Annotated in this window: 12 protein-coding genes and 3 tRNA genes; 8 read left to right on the forward strand and 7 right to left on the reverse strand. The window is 68.8% G+C overall.

What is annotated here, in order from left to right:
• Nucleotide 1: 1 nt before the first annotated feature.
• The 8 genes from purF (at nucleotide 2) to apbC (ending at nucleotide 6,290) form a co-directional block, all read left to right on the forward strand.
• Nucleotides 2-1,528, forward strand: a complete 1,527-nt coding sequence (purF, locus tag ENE75_RS04130) for an amidophosphoribosyltransferase (RefSeq protein ID WP_128195874.1) — start codon at nucleotides 2-4, stop codon at nucleotides 1,526-1,528.
• Nucleotides 1,525-2,733: an O-succinylhomoserine sulfhydrylase gene (locus ENE75_RS04135; protein ID WP_128195876.1), complete on the forward strand. Its 1,209-nt coding sequence runs from the start codon at nucleotides 1,525-1,527 to the stop codon at nucleotides 2,731-2,733. The genes purF and ENE75_RS04135 overlap by 4 nt, the downstream gene beginning before the upstream one ends.
• Nucleotides 2,730-4,145 carry a glutamate--tRNA ligase gene (gene gltX / locus ENE75_RS04140; RefSeq protein WP_128195878.1) on the forward strand — a complete coding sequence of 472 codons (1,416 nt, stop codon included), beginning with the start codon at nucleotides 2,730-2,732 and terminating at the stop codon, nucleotides 4,143-4,145. The genes ENE75_RS04135 and gltX overlap by 4 nt, the downstream gene beginning before the upstream one ends.
• A 77-nt stretch (nucleotides 4,146-4,222) precedes the next feature.
• Nucleotides 4,223-4,298, forward strand: a tRNA-Ala gene (locus ENE75_RS04145).
• Nucleotides 4,299-4,331: 33 nt separating this feature from the next.
• Nucleotides 4,332-4,407 (forward strand) — tRNA-Glu (locus tag ENE75_RS04150).
• A 57-nt stretch (nucleotides 4,408-4,464) separates the two neighbouring features.
• Nucleotides 4,465-4,541: transfer RNA gene (locus ENE75_RS04155), tRNA-Asp, on the forward strand.
• Between the two features lie 90 nt (nucleotides 4,542-4,631).
• The gene (locus tag ENE75_RS04160) at nucleotides 4,632-5,165 is read left to right on the forward strand and encodes a class IV adenylate cyclase (protein WP_128195881.1); all 534 of its coding nucleotides are present in this window, start codon (nucleotides 4,632-4,634) and stop codon (nucleotides 5,163-5,165) included.
• Between the two features lie 30 nt (nucleotides 5,166-5,195).
• Nucleotides 5,196-6,290: an iron-sulfur cluster carrier protein ApbC gene (apbC, locus tag ENE75_RS04165; protein WP_128195883.1), complete on the forward strand. Its 1,095-nt coding sequence runs from the start codon at nucleotides 5,196-5,198 to the stop codon at nucleotides 6,288-6,290.
• A 58-nt stretch (nucleotides 6,291-6,348) separates the two neighbouring features.
• On the opposite strand, the gene ENE75_RS04170 is transcribed toward apbC, so the two are convergent.
• The 7 genes from ENE75_RS04170 to ENE75_RS04200 all read right to left on the reverse strand — a co-directional run bounded on the left by ENE75_RS04170 (nucleotide 6,349) and on the right by ENE75_RS04200 (nucleotide 13,892).
• Nucleotides 6,349-7,629 carry a TRAP transporter large permease gene (locus ENE75_RS04170; RefSeq protein WP_128195886.1) on the reverse strand — a complete coding sequence of 427 codons (1,281 nt, stop codon included), beginning with the start codon at nucleotides 7,627-7,629 and terminating at the stop codon, nucleotides 6,349-6,351.
• Nucleotides 7,626-8,153 carry a TRAP transporter small permease gene (locus ENE75_RS04175; protein WP_128195888.1) on the reverse strand — a complete coding sequence of 176 codons (528 nt, stop codon included), beginning with the start codon at nucleotides 8,151-8,153 and terminating at the stop codon, nucleotides 7,626-7,628. The genes ENE75_RS04170 and ENE75_RS04175 overlap by 4 nt, the downstream gene beginning before the upstream one ends.
• A 78-nt stretch (nucleotides 8,154-8,231) precedes the next feature.
• Nucleotides 8,232-9,215, reverse strand: a complete 984-nt coding sequence (locus ENE75_RS04180) for a TRAP transporter substrate-binding protein (protein ID WP_128195890.1) — start codon at nucleotides 9,213-9,215, stop codon at nucleotides 8,232-8,234.
• Nucleotides 9,216-9,388: 173 nt separating this feature from the next.
• Nucleotides 9,389-11,275 carry a sensor histidine kinase gene (locus ENE75_RS04185; RefSeq protein ID WP_128195892.1) on the reverse strand — a complete coding sequence of 629 codons (1,887 nt, stop codon included), beginning with the start codon at nucleotides 11,273-11,275 and terminating at the stop codon, nucleotides 9,389-9,391.
• A gap of 22 nt (nucleotides 11,276-11,297) precedes the next feature.
• Entirely contained in the window at nucleotides 11,298-12,659 is a 1,362-nt protein-coding gene (locus tag ENE75_RS04190) for a sigma-54-dependent transcriptional regulator (protein ID WP_128195894.1), read from the reverse strand.
• Nucleotides 12,649-13,248: a molybdenum cofactor guanylyltransferase MobA gene (gene mobA / locus ENE75_RS04195; RefSeq protein WP_128195896.1), complete on the reverse strand. Its 600-nt coding sequence runs from the start codon at nucleotides 13,246-13,248 to the stop codon at nucleotides 12,649-12,651. Before mobA ends, ENE75_RS04190 begins: the two co-directional genes overlap by 11 nt.
• On the reverse strand, nucleotides 13,245-13,892 hold the full coding sequence (locus tag ENE75_RS04200) for a TorD/DmsD family molecular chaperone (protein WP_128195898.1): 648 nt from the start codon (nucleotides 13,890-13,892) through the stop codon (nucleotides 13,245-13,247). Before ENE75_RS04200 ends, mobA begins: the two co-directional genes overlap by 4 nt.
• Between the last annotated feature and the right edge of the window lie 45 nt (nucleotides 13,893-13,937).

Below are 13,937 nucleotides of genomic sequence, written 5' to 3' on the forward strand. Positions count from 1 at the left end.
CATGTGCGGCATTGTCGGTGTCATTTCCAAACAGCCCGTCAACCAGCTGATCTACGACGCGCTTCTGCTGCTTCAGCACCGCGGCCAGGACGCGGCGGGCATCGTCACCATGCAGGGCACCAAGTGCTTCATGCACAAGGCGCGCGGCATGGTGCGCGACGTCTTCCGCACGCGCAACATGCGCGCGCTGCCGGGCACCGTGGGCCTGGGCCAGGTGCGCTACCCCACCGCCGGCAACGCCTACAGCGAGGAGGAGGCGCAGCCCTTCTACGTCAACGCGCCGTTCGGCATCGTGCTGGTGCACAACGGCAACCTGACCAACGCGCCGGCGCTCAAGCAGCAGCTGTTCGACATCGACCGCCGCCACATCAACACCGAGAGCGACACCGAGGTGCTGATCAACGTGCTGGCGCACGAGCTGGAGCTGGCCGCGCGCGACCTGCCGCTGTCCCCCGACGAGATCTTCCGTGCCGTGGCCGGCGTGCACCGGCGCATCAAGGGCTCGTACGCCGTGATCGCGCTGATCGCCGGCCACGGCCTGCTGGCCTTCCGCGATCCCTTCGGCATTCGCCCGCTGTGCCTGAGTGCCGGCATCGGTGCCGACGGCGAGCGCGAGGTCATGGTGGCCAGCGAGACGGTGGCGCTGGAAGGCACGGGGCACCGGGTGCTGCGCGACGTGGCGCCGGGCGAGGCGGTGTTCATCGACCTCGATGGCCGCGTGCACACCCGCCAGTGCGCCGAAATGCCCCAGCACTGGCCCTGCATGTTCGAGTACGTGTACCTGGCGCGGCCCGATTCCGTGATGGACGGCATCTCGGTCTACCAAGCGCGGCTGGCCATGGGCGAGACCTTGGCGCAGCGCGTGATCTCCACCATGCCGCCGAGCCAGATCGACGTCGTCATCCCCATCCCCGAGAGCAGCCGGCCGAGCGCGATGCAGCTGGCGCAGAAGATCGGCAAGCCCTACCGCGAAGGCTTCGTGAAGAACCGCTACGTCGGCCGCACCTTCATCATGCCGGGGCAGTCGGTGCGCAAGAAGAGCGTGCGCCAGAAGCTCAACGCCATCGGCCTGGAGTTCAAGGGCCGCAACGTGCTGCTGGTGGACGACTCCATTGTGCGCGGCAACACCAGCCGAGAGATCGTGCAGATGGCGCGCGAGGCCGGTGCGAACAAGGTCTACATGGCCTCGGCCGCGCCGCCGGTGCGTTTCCCGAACGTCTACGGCATCGACATGCCCACGCGCGAGGAACTGATCGCCCATGGCCGCACGCTCGAGGAGATCCGCGAGTACATCGGCGCCGACGCGTTGATCTACCAGGACGTGGACGCGATGAAGCGCGTGGTCAAGGCGCTGAACCCGAAGATCGACGGCTTCGAAGCCTCCTGTTTCGACGGCCACTACGTCACCGGCGACATCAGCGCTGCCGACTTCGGCGCGATGGAAGCGCAGCGCCGTGCGCAGCCGGAAGAGGAAGAGGGCCCGGCGCGAACGCGCCTGGCGCTGCAGTCGGAAGAGGACGGACGGTGAGCATTCCCCGCCCCGACCTGCCGAGCGACCTGCGCCTGGAGACGCTGGCCATACGCGAAGGCCTGCCGCCGTCGCCTTACGGCGAGAACTCCGAAGCGCTGTACCTGACCAGCTGCTTCACGCACCCGGATGCCGCCACGGCGGCGAAGCGCTTCGCCGACGAGGAGGAGGCCTTCGTCTACAGCCGCTTCTCCAACCCCAGCGTCACCATCATGGAGCGCCGCCTGGCGGCGCTGGAAGGCACCGAGGACTGCATTGGCACCGCCAGCGGCATGGGCGCCATCCTGCTGCTGGTGTTGGGGCTGCTGAAGGCGGGCGACCACGTGGTCTGCTCGCGCAGCGTGTTCGGCTCGACGATCAAGCTGCTGGCGGGCGAATTCGGCAAGTTCGGCGTCGAGACCAGCTTCGTCAGCCAGACCGACGTGGTCGAGTGGAAAGCCGCGATGCGGCAGAACACCAAGCTGCTGTTCGCCGAGACGCCGACCAACCCGCTGACGGATGTCTGCGATATCCAGGCGCTGGCCGACATCGCGCACGACGGCGGTGCGCTGCTGGTGGTGGACAACTGCCTGTGCTCGCCGGCGCTGCAGCAGCCGGTCAAGTTTGGCGCCGACGTGGTCATGCACTCCGGCACCAAGTTCCTCGACGGGCAGGGCCGCGTCACGGCGGGCGCGCTGTGCGCTTCGACGTCGCTGGTGCGCGGCAAGTTCTTCCCGGTGATGCGAAGTGCCGGCATCAGCCTGTCGCCCTTCAACGCCTGGGTCGTGGCCAAGGGGCTGGAAACGCTGTCGGTTCGCGTGCTGGCGCAGAGCGCGCAGGCGCTGGAGCTGGCCCGCTGGCTGGAGGCACATCCTGCCGTGGCCCGCGTGTACCACCCGGGCCTGGCGTCGCATCCGCAGCATGCGCTCGCCATGCGCCAGCAGAACGGCCATGGCGGCGCAGTGCTGTCCTTCGACGTGAAGGGCGGGCGCGAGCAGGCCTTCGCCGTCATCGACGCCACCCGCGTCTGCAGCATCGCCGCCAACTTCGGCGACGTGCGCAGCATCATCACCCACCCGGCCAGCACCACGCACGGCCGCCTCAGCGAGGACCAGCGCGCGGCGGCCGGCATCACCCAGGCCATGATCCGCCTGGGCGTGGGGCTGGAGCACCTGGACGACCTGAAGGCCGACCTCGCGCGCGGCCTGGACAAGCTTTCCGCATGAGTTCCGACAAGAAGATCCGCACCCGCATTGCCCCGTCGCCCACCGGCTTCCTGCACCTGGGCACGGCGCGCACCGCGCTGTTCTGCTGGGCTTTCGCCCGCCACCACGGCGGCGAATTCATCCTGCGCATCGAGGACACCGACGTCGCCCGTTCCACGCAGGAGGCGGTGGACCAGATCGTCGCCGCGATGGACTGGCTGGAGCTGCGCTACGACGAAGGGCCCTACTACCAGATGCAGCGCATCGAGCGCTACCGCGAGGTGATCGCGCGCATGCTGGACGAAGGCACCGCCTACCGCTGCTGGGCCACGCCTGAGGAACTCGACGCGATGCGCGAGGCGCAGCGTGCGCGCGGCGAGAACCCGCGCTACGACGGCCGCTGGCGGCCGGAGCCGGGCAAGGTGCTGCCCACCCCGCCGGCGCACGCGCCGGTGATCCGCTTCCGCAACCCGACCGAGGGCGGTGTCAGCTGGGACGACCGCTGCAAGGGCACGATCACGATCAGCAACGCGGAACTCGACGACCTGATCATCGCCCGGGCGGACGCGACGACGCCGGACGGCATCGGCACGCCAACCTACAACTTCTGCGTCGTGGTCGACGACCTGGACATGCGCATCACGCACGTGATCCGCGGTGACGACCACGTGAACAACACGCCGCGTCAGATCAACATCCTGCGTGCGCTCGGCGGCGAGGTGCCGGTCTACGCTCACGTGCCGATGATCCTGGGGCCGGACGGCGACAAGCTCAGCAAGCGCCACGGCGCCGTCAGCGTGCTGCAGTACCGGGACGACGGCTACCTGCCCGAGGCGATGCTGAACTACCTGGCCCGACTGGGCTGGAGCCATGGCGACGACGAACTCTTCTCGCGCGAGCAGCTGGTGCAGTGGTTTGACGGTGCGCACCTGAGCAAGAGCGCGGCACAGTGGGATGCGGCCAAGCTGCAGTGGGTCAACGCCCACTACATCAAGCAGGCCGACGACACGCGGCTGGCGGCTCTGCTGCAGCCGCTGCTGGCGGCACGTGGCCAGGCCATCGATGCGGCGCGTCTGGTCGCCATGTGCGCGTTGTTCAAGGACCGCTGTGCCACGCTGGTGGAACTGGCGGACTGGCTGGGCATGTATGCCGCGCCGGCGGTGCCGTCGGAGGCCGACCTCGCGCAGCACGTGCCGGTGACGGTGCGCCCGGCGCTCAAGGCGCTTCGCGACCGGCTGGCCGCGTGTGCCTGGGACAAGGCCGCCATCGCCGCCGAGATGAAGGCCGTGCTCGGCGAGTTCGGTCTCAAGATGCCTCAACTGGCGCCGGCCGTGCGCGTGCTGGTGTGCGGCCGTGCACAGACGCCGTCGATCGACGCCGTGCTGGCCCTCTTCGAACGTGACGAGGTGCTGCACCGCTTGCAGTCGGTCTGAGATCCTGTGCTATAGTCATGGACTCGCTTGAACAGCGCCGGGTTTGAAGCAGTGTGACAGCCGCTTCAGCAGGTTCCGGGGGTATAGCTCAGCTGGGAGAGCGCTTGCATGGCATGCAAGAGGTCAGCGGTTCGATCCCGCTTACCTCCACCACTCAAGCGTTGTTCAGTGCGAAGTCGGTTCTTTGTCCCGTTCGTCTAGAGGCCTAGGACACTACCCTTTCACGGTAGTTACAGGGGTTCGAATCCCCTACGGGATGCCAAGTCAGGCGGCACTTGGCGGCAGACCGCAAGGTCTGACGTGAAGACGCCACCGCTGCGGAGCGGTAGTTCAGTTGGTTAGAATACCGGCCTGTCACGCCGGGGGTCGCGGGTTCGAGCCCCGTCCGCTCCGCCAAATCTGCAGCAACGCCCGCGCCCTTCCCGGCGCGGGCGTTTCTCTTTGTGCGGCCCCATCCGTCCGGGCCGTCGGTGCACGGAGGCACGCATGGCCCGCAACGTCGAGATCAAGGCCTGCCTGCCGCAGCAGGCCGCGGCCGCTGTGACCGAACGCGCGCTCGCACTGGCCTCCGCCCCACTGCAGCACCTGTCGCAGGACGATGCCTTCTACGCATGTGCCCAGGGCCGGTTGAAGCTGCGCCGGTTTGCCGACGGCACGGCCGAGCTGATTGCCTACGAACGCCCGGACAGTGCGGGCCCGAAGACCTCGTCCTACGTCCGCACGCCGGTGAGCGACGCCGAGGGCCTGCACGCCGCGCTGACCGCCGCCTGCGGCCTGATCGGCTGCGTGCGCAAGCAGCGGACCGTGGTGATGGTCGGCCGCACGCGGATCCACCTCGACGACGTCGAAGGCCTGGGCGCATTCCTGGAACTGGAAGTGGTGCTACGCAACGACGAGCCCGCCTGCGACGGCATCGACGAGGCCGAGGCGCTGATGACACGCCTGGGCGTGCAGCCGCAGTGGCTGGTCGAGGGCGCGTACCTGGACCTGCTGGCATCAGGGGCAGGCCCGGGCCAGTAGACTGCTGGGTATCCGAGGAGACTGGACCCCATGACCGCACCCACGCAAAGCGCGCTGCTCGACGCGCTGAAAAACGTCACCGACCCCAACACCGGCCGCGACTTCGTCAGCGGCAAGCAGTTGCGCAACCTCCAGGTCGAGGGCGGCGACGTCAGCTTCGACGTCGAGCTCGGCTACCCGGCCAAGAGCCAGGTGCCGGCGCTGCGCAGCGCGCTGATCGCCGCAGCGCGCAGCGTGCCCGGCGTGCAGAACGTCAGCGTGCAGATCGCGACCAAGGTCGTGGCCCACGCGGCGCAGCGTGGCGTGCAGCTGCTGCCGAAGGTGAAGAACATCGTCGCCGTGGCCTCGGGCAAGGGCGGTGTCGGCAAGAGCACCACCACCGTGAACCTGGCGCTGGCGCTGGCCGCCGAAGGCGCCAGCGTGGGCATCCTGGACGCCGACATCTACGGCCCCAGCCAGCCGATGATGATGGGCATCGAGGGCCGCCCCGAGAGTGTCGACGGCCAGAGCATGGAGGCGCTGGAGAACTACGGCGTGCAGGTCATGTCGATCGGCTTCCTGATCGACGCCGACAACCCGATGATCTGGCGCGGCCCGATGGCCACGCAGGCCCTGGAGCAGCTGCTGCGCCAGACCAACTGGCGCGAGCTGGACTACCTGCTGGTGGACATGCCCCCGGGCACCGGCGACATCCAGCTCACGCTGAGCCAGCGCGTGCCGCTGACCGGCGCGGTGATCGTCACCACGCCGCAGGACATTGCGCTGCTCGATGCCAAGAAGGGCCTGAAGATGTTCGAGAAGGTGGGCGTGCCCATCCTCGGCATCGTCGAGAACATGGCCGTCTACTGCTGCCCCAACTGCGGCCACACCGAGCACATCTTCGGCGCCGACGGCGGCAAGCGCATGGCCGAGCAGTACGGCGTGGACTACCTCGGCGCACTGCCACTGAACCTGTCGATCCGCGAACAGGCCGATTCCGGCCGGCCCAGCGTGGTGGCCGACCCGGAAGGCGAGATCGCCGGCCTGTACAAGGCCGTGGCGCGCCAGGTGGCGGTGAAGATCGCGGCCAAGGCCAAGGACTACTCGGCCAAGTTCCCGACGATCTCGATCAGCAAGACGACCTGAGCGCGAGAGAAGCCACCATGCGGAACCCCGGCCATGCGCCGGGGTTTCTCGTGGGGAGTCAGTCGAACACCAGTTCCGGCAGGAACAGGCTGATCTGCGGGATGTAGGTCACCATCACCAGGAACAGCAGCAGGATCATCAGCCACGGCAGCGCCGCGCGCACCACCTGCACGATGTTCATCCCGGTGATGCCGCTGGTGACGAACAGGTTCAGGCCCACCGGCGGCGTGATCATGCCGATCTCCATGTTCACGACCATGATGATCCCCAGGTGGATCGGGTCGATGCCCAGCTGGGTGGCGATCGGGAAGAAGATCGGCGCCAGGATCAGGATGATGCCGGTCGGCTCCATGAAGTTGCCGGCCACCAGCAGGATGATGTTGACCACCAGCAGGAACATCCACGGTGTCATGCCGGCGGCGAGGATGGCCTCGGCGATGGTCTGCGGGATGCGCTCGGTGGTCAGCACATGGGCGAAGAGCAGCGCGTTGGCGATGATGAACATCAGCATCACCGTCGTCTTGCCGGCCTCCAGGAACACGTGCGGCAGCTCGCGGGGCTTGATGTCGCGGTAGATCACGATGGCGACGAAGACGGCGTAGACCGCCGACACCGCGGCCGCTTCCGTCGGCGTGAAGATGCCGCCGTAGATGCCGCCCATGATGATCACCAGCAGCATCAGGCCCCAGATGGACTCCCTGAACGTGCGCCACAGTTCGGCCGGGCTGGCGCGCTCGGTGCGCGTGAGCGTCAGCTTGCCGGCGCGCCACCACACGGCGAAGGCCAGCATGAAGGCCAGCAGCAGGCCGGGGATGACGCCGGCCATGAACATGCGGCCCACCGAGACCTCGGTGACGGCGGCATAGACCACCATCACGATCGACGGCGGGATCAGGATGCCCAGCGTGCCGGCGTTGCAGATGACGCCGGCGGCGAACTCCTTCGTGTAGCCGCTCCTGACCATGCCGGCGATCACGATCGAGCCCACCGCCACCACGGTGGCCGGGCTGGAGCCGGAGACGGCGGCGAACAGCGTGCAGGCCAGCACGCTCGCGATCGCCAGACCGCCGCGCATGTGGCCCACCGCCGCGATGGCGAAGGCCACCATGCGCTTGGCCACCCCGCCGGTGCTCATCAGCGCGCCGGCGAGCACGAAGAACGGGATCGACAGCAACGTGTAGTGCTCACTGGTCTCGAAGATCTTGATCGTCAGGCTGGCCAGAGAGTCCTGGCCGACCAGCAGGATCGTCGCCAGGCTCGACAGGCCCAGCGCGATCGCCACCGGTGTGCCCAGGGCCATCAGCACGAAGAGCGTGAGGAAGAGGATGGCGGTGTTCATGCCTTGGCCTCCTCGGCCTTGAGTTTCATCGCCTCGGCCGCCTCGTCGGCCAGGTGCAGGCTGTCGGACTTGCCGGTGACGAGCTGCCACAGCACCTGCCCGAACCGGAAGGCCATCAGCGCGTAGCCCAGCGGCAGGATGGCACGCACCACCCAGACCGGAATCGGCAGGTCCTCGAGCTCGACCCCCACCATCTTCATCTTGCTGACGTAGACCCAGGCGCCGGCGATCACGATGCCGGCGTAGACCAGGCACAGCAGCACGACGAGGATGGACACGCCGCGCTTCAGCCCCGAGGGCATCAGCCGCAGCAGCGCGTCGACGCCGATGTGCGCGCCGATGCGCACGCCGTAGGCCACGCCGACGAAGATCATCACGGCGAAGAACACCGTGGTCAGTTCCAGGGCCCACGTGAACCCGGAATTGAAGACGTAGCGCAGGACCACCTGCACGAACGTCAGGCCCGTCATCGCCACGAGCATGGCAATGACGATCCACTCCTCCAAACGATCCAGCCAGCGCATGGCGGGCCCTCCTGTCTCATGCCACCGCCCCGGCCGACGAAACGGCCGGGACGATGGTCTTCCCCGTCGCGATGCGGTTTACTTGTTGGCGGCCAGCGCGGCGTCGATCAGGTCCTTGCCGATGTCGCCTTCGAACTTCGTCCACACCGGCTTCATGGCCTCGCGCCACTGGCCCAGTTCTGCCTTGCTCATCGGCATCACGTCGGCCTTCTTGTCGGCGATGACCTTCTGGCGGTAGTTCTCGGCCTCGTCGAAGGCCACCTTGTTGCCGTACTTGATCGACTCGACCATGGCCTTGTTCAGCGCGGTGCGAACGTCGTCGGGCAGGCTCTTCCACCAGCCGGCGTTGGTGATCACCATGTAGTCCAGCACGCCGTGGTTGCTGTCCATGATGACCTTCTGAACCTCGTGGAACTTCTTCGTGTAGATGTTCGACCACGGGTTCTCGGTGCCATCCACCACGCCGGTCTGCAGCGCCTGGTAGACCTCGGCGAAGGCCAGCTTCTGCGGGTTGCCGCCCACGGCCTTGAACTGCGCCTCGAGCACGTCGGAGCTCTGGATGCGGAACTTCAACCCCTTGGCGTCGGCAGGCGTCTTCAGCGGCTTGTTGGCCGAGAGCTGCTTCATGCCGTTGTGCAGGTAGCCCAGGCCCTTGATGCCCTTGCCGGTCATCGAATCCAGCAGTTCCTGGCCCTTGGCGCTGTCCTGGAAGCGGTCGACGGCGGCGATGTCGTCGAACAGGAACGGCAGGTCGAAGATCTGCAGCTTCTTCGTGTACTTGGCGAACTTGGCCAGCGAGGGCGCGATGATCTGCACGTCGCCGAGCAGCAGCGCTTCCATCTCCTTGCCGTCGCCGAACAGCTGGCTGTTCGGGAAGACCTGGACCTCGACCTTGCCGGGCAGCGCCTTCTCGGCCAGCTCCTTGAACTTCAGCGCCGCCTGGCCCTTCGGGGTCTGGTCGGCCACCACGTGGCTGTACTTGATGACCATCGGCGCGGCGGCGGCAGGCAGCAGGGCGGCCAGGGACAGGGCCACGGCAGCGGCCAGGACTTGGACTTTCATTGGGGTCTCCTGATTCAGCGGGTTTCGACAGGCCCGCAATCTAGGCGCCTGAGACCCCAGATGCATTGTGGGAAATACAGTGTGGGAAATACGATGCTTGCGCCAGGTCAAACCCCTGTGCGCCGTGGGCTCGGTCCGGCAGGCCGCGCCGGCCGTCCCGCTCGCTCGCTCGCTCAGGCGCTGCCGTCCAGCCGCAGCAGCACCGAGAAGCAGGCCCCGCCCGTCGCCCGGTTGGCGGCCACGAGTTCGCCGCCGTAGCGCTCCACGATGCTGCGGCTGATCCACAACCCGAGGCCCGTGCCGTCCTTCTTGCGCGTGACGAAGGGCTTGAACAGCTGGTCCATCAGCGTGGCCTCCAGCCCCGGGCCGGTGTCTGCGACGTCGATCGCCACGCGGCCGTCGTCGAGATCCCGCGTGGCCAGCAGCAGGGTGCCGCCGTCGGCCATGGCGTGGATGGCATTGACCAGCAGGTTCACCAGCACCTGCTGCAGTTCGTTGCGGTTGATCTGCGGCTGCCGCGTGGCTGAAAACTCGCGCACGAGGGTGATGCGTGTCTTGGCCAGCAGGTGGCCGACCAGCACCAGGCAGTCCTCGGCCACGCGCGCCGTGTCCACCGGCGCCACGTAGCCGGCGTACTCCGACGGGCGCGCGAACTGCAGCAGCTGGGTCACGATCAGCCGCATGCGCTCGACCTGCTCGTCGATCAGCCGGAGTTCGTCGCGCACCACGTCGCCCGCTTCGGCCGGCAGTTGCGTGCGCACGAGGTCGAGGTTGCCCTGGATCACCGCGATCGGGTTGTTGATCTCGTGCGCGATGCTGGCCGTCAGCTGACCCACCGCCGCCAGCTTCTCGCTGCGCAGCAGCTGGCCCTGCGCGTTTTCCAGTTCACGGGTGCGCTCGGCCACCTTGGCGTCGAGCTCGGCATGCCAGCGCTGCAGCACGTCCAGCAGGTGGTCCAGGTGCCCGGCCAGGCGCCCCACCTCGTCGTGGCTGCCGGTGGCGCCGACGCGGGCATCGAGGTCCCCGCCTTCGACCACCAGCATCGTCGCCTCCATGCGCTCCAGCGGGCGGAAGATCGTGCGCGCCCAGCGCAGCGACACCACGGCCGCGACGATCATCACGGCGAAGAACACCATGCCGATGCCGGCCAATGCCGCGTACTTCAGCCAGGTGAACGGGCGCTCCAGGAAGCCGACGTAGAGCATGCCCACCCGCTGGCCGGCAGCGTCGGTCAGCGGCTGGTAGCCCGAGACGTACCAGTCGTCGACGACGAAGGCCCGGTCCAGCCAGGTCTGGCCGCGGCCGAGCACCGCGTCGCGCACCACGCGCGAGACGCGGGTGCCGATCGCGCGTTCGGCCTGCGTCGGGCCGAACAGGCGCACGTTGGTGCTGATGCGCACGTCGTCCAGGAACAGCGTGGCCGTGCCCTGGCTGCCGAAGGGCAGGGAGCCGGCGGGATAGACGATCTCGTTGATGTGGTCGATGAAGGGCAGGTTGCGGTTGAGCAGCACGCCACCCTGCACGGTGCCCAGGCGCTGGCCGCGGTCGTCGACCACGGCGCGCGTGGCCAGCAGCACCATGGCGCGGTCCTCGCGCGTGCGTTGCGAGGGCGCCGCGTTGCGCGTGCCCAGCAGCGGCACGGCCACGCGTTCGCGCTGCGTCGCGTCCAGCAGTGCCCGCTGCGCTTCGGGTTCCAGCACCACCAGGTCGGTGCCGTCGGTCGTGGCATCACCCGGGCGCCAGTGGATGAAGTCCAGCCCGGCGCGGCGCCCGGCCGCCGTCAGCAGCGCGGGCACGTCGCCGCCCTCGGACAAGGCGCGCGCCAGTGCGTGCGATTCGGCGATCGCTGCCGTGCCGGTGCCGACTTCGGCCAGCACGCGTTCGAAGTAGCCCTGAGCCACGGCCAGGTCGGCGCGCACCTTGGTCGTCAGCAGGCGGTCGAAGGCGGCGTTGCTCCACCACAGCAGCAGCGCACCCAGCAGCGGCAGCACGCCGAGCAGCGGCAGCAGCACCATGGCCAGCAGCTTGTTGCGGATCGACAGCGACTGGAAGCGTCCCATGCCGTCGTTCAGCCGCGGGCTCTCAGCCCTGCTGGCCCCACTCCGCCACGCGCCGCTCCAGCGTGCGCCGCGAGATGCCCAGCAGTTCCGCGGCCTGCGTCTTGTCGCCCTGCACCGAGGCCAGCACGGCCAGGATGTGCTGCTTCTCCAGCGTGTGGAGGTCCGTGGGGGCGCCTTCGACGACGGTGCGCTTCACGGCGCTTGGCCGGGGCAGGCTCTGGTACAGCGCCGAGACGTTGAGCGCGCCGACGATCAGCGAACGCTCGATCAGGTTGCGCAGCTCGCGCACGTTGCCGGGCCAGTCGTACTGCCGCAGGAAGCCCATCTCGTCGGCCGTGACCTCGATCGGCGGCACGCCCAGCCGCGGTGCCAGCGTCTCGACGAAATGCGCCACCAAGTCCGGGATGTCCTCCTTGTGGGCGCGCAGAGGCGGCAGCTTGATCTCCACCACTTGCAGCCGGTAGAAGAGGTCGGCGCGGAAGCGGCCGCTGGTCACGTCGTCGGCCAGCGGCCGGTTGGTGGCCGCGACGATGCGCACGTCCACCGGGATGTCGCGCTCGCTGCCCACCGGCCGCACGCGGCGGTCCTCCAGCACGCGCAGCAGTGCCGCCTGCAGGGCCGGAGGCAGCTCGCCGACCTCGTCGAGGAACAGCGTGCCGCCCTGTGCGACGACGAACAGCCCTTCGCTGCCGCCGGTGCCGAAGAGCTCGGCCTCCAGCTGGGCCGGCTGCGCCGTGGCGCAGTTGACCGGCACGAAGGGCGCGCTGGCGTGCGGGCTGAGCCGGTGCAGGGCCATGGCCGCCAGCTCCTTGCCGGTGCCCGATTCACCGGTCAGCAGCACGGTGGAGTCCACGGTGGCGACGCGGTGCAGCGCCGCCTGCAGGCCCTTGATGGCGATCGAACTGCCGACCAGGCCGTCGGCTGGTGGCGTGCGCTGCAGCAGCTCGCGCCTCATCACCCAGTTCTCGCGGCGCAGGCGGGCGCGCTCCAGCGCGTGCCGCGTCGCACCCAGAACCTGGGTCACGCGGAACGGCTTGAGCAGCATGTCGCCGGCGCCGGCCCGCAGGGCCTCGATCGCCGTGTCCAGGTCGGCGAACGCCGTGATCAGCACGACCTCGGAGCCGATGCCCTGGGCGCGCAGGTCCTTCAGCAGCGCGATGCCGTTCTTGCCCGGCAGCGCGATGTCCAGCAGCAGCAGGTCCACATGGTGCTGGCGCAGCAGGGCCTCGGCCTCCTCGGCGGAACCGGCGGTGAGCACGCGTGCCACGCGCGGCGCGATGGCCTTTTCCAGGAAGTGGCGCATGCCCGGCTCGTCGTCGACGACGAGCACCACGGCCCGCGGCCAGTGCCCGCCCTCGTCGCCGGCGGCGGTCTCAGCGGCCATGCTGCAGTTGCTGGAGCTCGGCCACGGTGTTGGCGTTGAAGAACGCCGAGGCGTCGTCGAACGTGACCACGGCCACGCGGTGGCGTGCCGTCCAGCGGTCGATCTTGCGTTCACCGGCCTGCATGAAGGCCACCAGGCTCTCCATCAGGTGAGCGTGCATCAGGCAGAACACCGGCTGTGTGCGCAGCGTGCCATCCTCGAGCGTGGCCGCCATCGCGATCTCGGCGTCTTCGGCCTGCAGCGCCGTGCCCAGGCGTTCGACCAGGTCGGCCGGGAAGTTCGGCGTGTCGCAGGGCACGGTGACGAGGTAGGGCGTTTCGCAGTGCTCCAGACCGGCCAGCACGCCGGCCAGCGGGCCCGGGAAGTCCGCCGTCGCGTCGGGCCACACCGGCGCACCGAAGGCCTCGTAGGCGCCCAGGTTGCGGTTGGCGTTGAGCATCAGGTGGCCCACCTGCGGCTGCAGCCGCAACAGCGCATGCAGCGCCAGCGGGATGCCCTGGTGGTTCTGCAGCCCCTTGTCGACGCCGCCCATGCGGCTGCCGCGGCCGCCGGCCAGCACCAGGCCGGTGATGAGTTCCGGATCGATCATGCTTCCAGCAGGTCGAAGCCCTGCGTCTCCACCTCGACGAAGCTGCGCGTGAACGCGGCCACCGAACGCCAGACCTCGGCCCGCGGGTGTGCCTGCACCGCGTCGCACAGCGCGCCGACCCAGGGCTGCACGTGGGCACGGAAGAAGCGGCGCTGCTGCTCCAGGTTGTGCACCGTGGGGTCGTCGCCGGCGCCGTCCCCGGCGATCAGGTAGCGCATGACCTCGAACACGTAGGCCACGTGGTCCTCGGTTTCGCCGCGGTCGGTGTCGCGCGTCAGGCCCAGCGCGGCCAGGTCGTCGCGCAGCTGCGCCAGCGGCTTTTCGTTGAGGAACCCGGTCAGGTAGTACGAGCCGTAGAGGAAGACCTCGGGCTTGCCCACGCCATGGAACAGCGCCTCGTGCTCGGCGGCGGCGGCGTCGGCGGTGGTGGCACGCATGGCCGCCACCAGGGCCTCCCAGGCGGCCTCCAGCGGCCCGCCTTGCTGCGGTGCCTGCGTCACGGCCACGCCGAACTGGCGCAGCAGGGCCTCGTCGGGCGGCGCCAGCCACAGGGCGGCCAGCAGGCCGTAGAGCTCGGCACGCTCGAGCTCGACGCTGTCGTCGGCTGCGGCGGGGGCCAGTCGGATCGGTGCGGTGTCGCTCATGTCAGTGCTGCCCGGCCGTTCCGAAGGCACTGACAGCCCCCAATG

This window comes from Rubrivivax albus (assembly GCF_004016515.1).
GTDB lineage: Bacteria > Pseudomonadota > Gammaproteobacteria > Burkholderiales > Burkholderiaceae_C > Rubrivivax > Rubrivivax albus.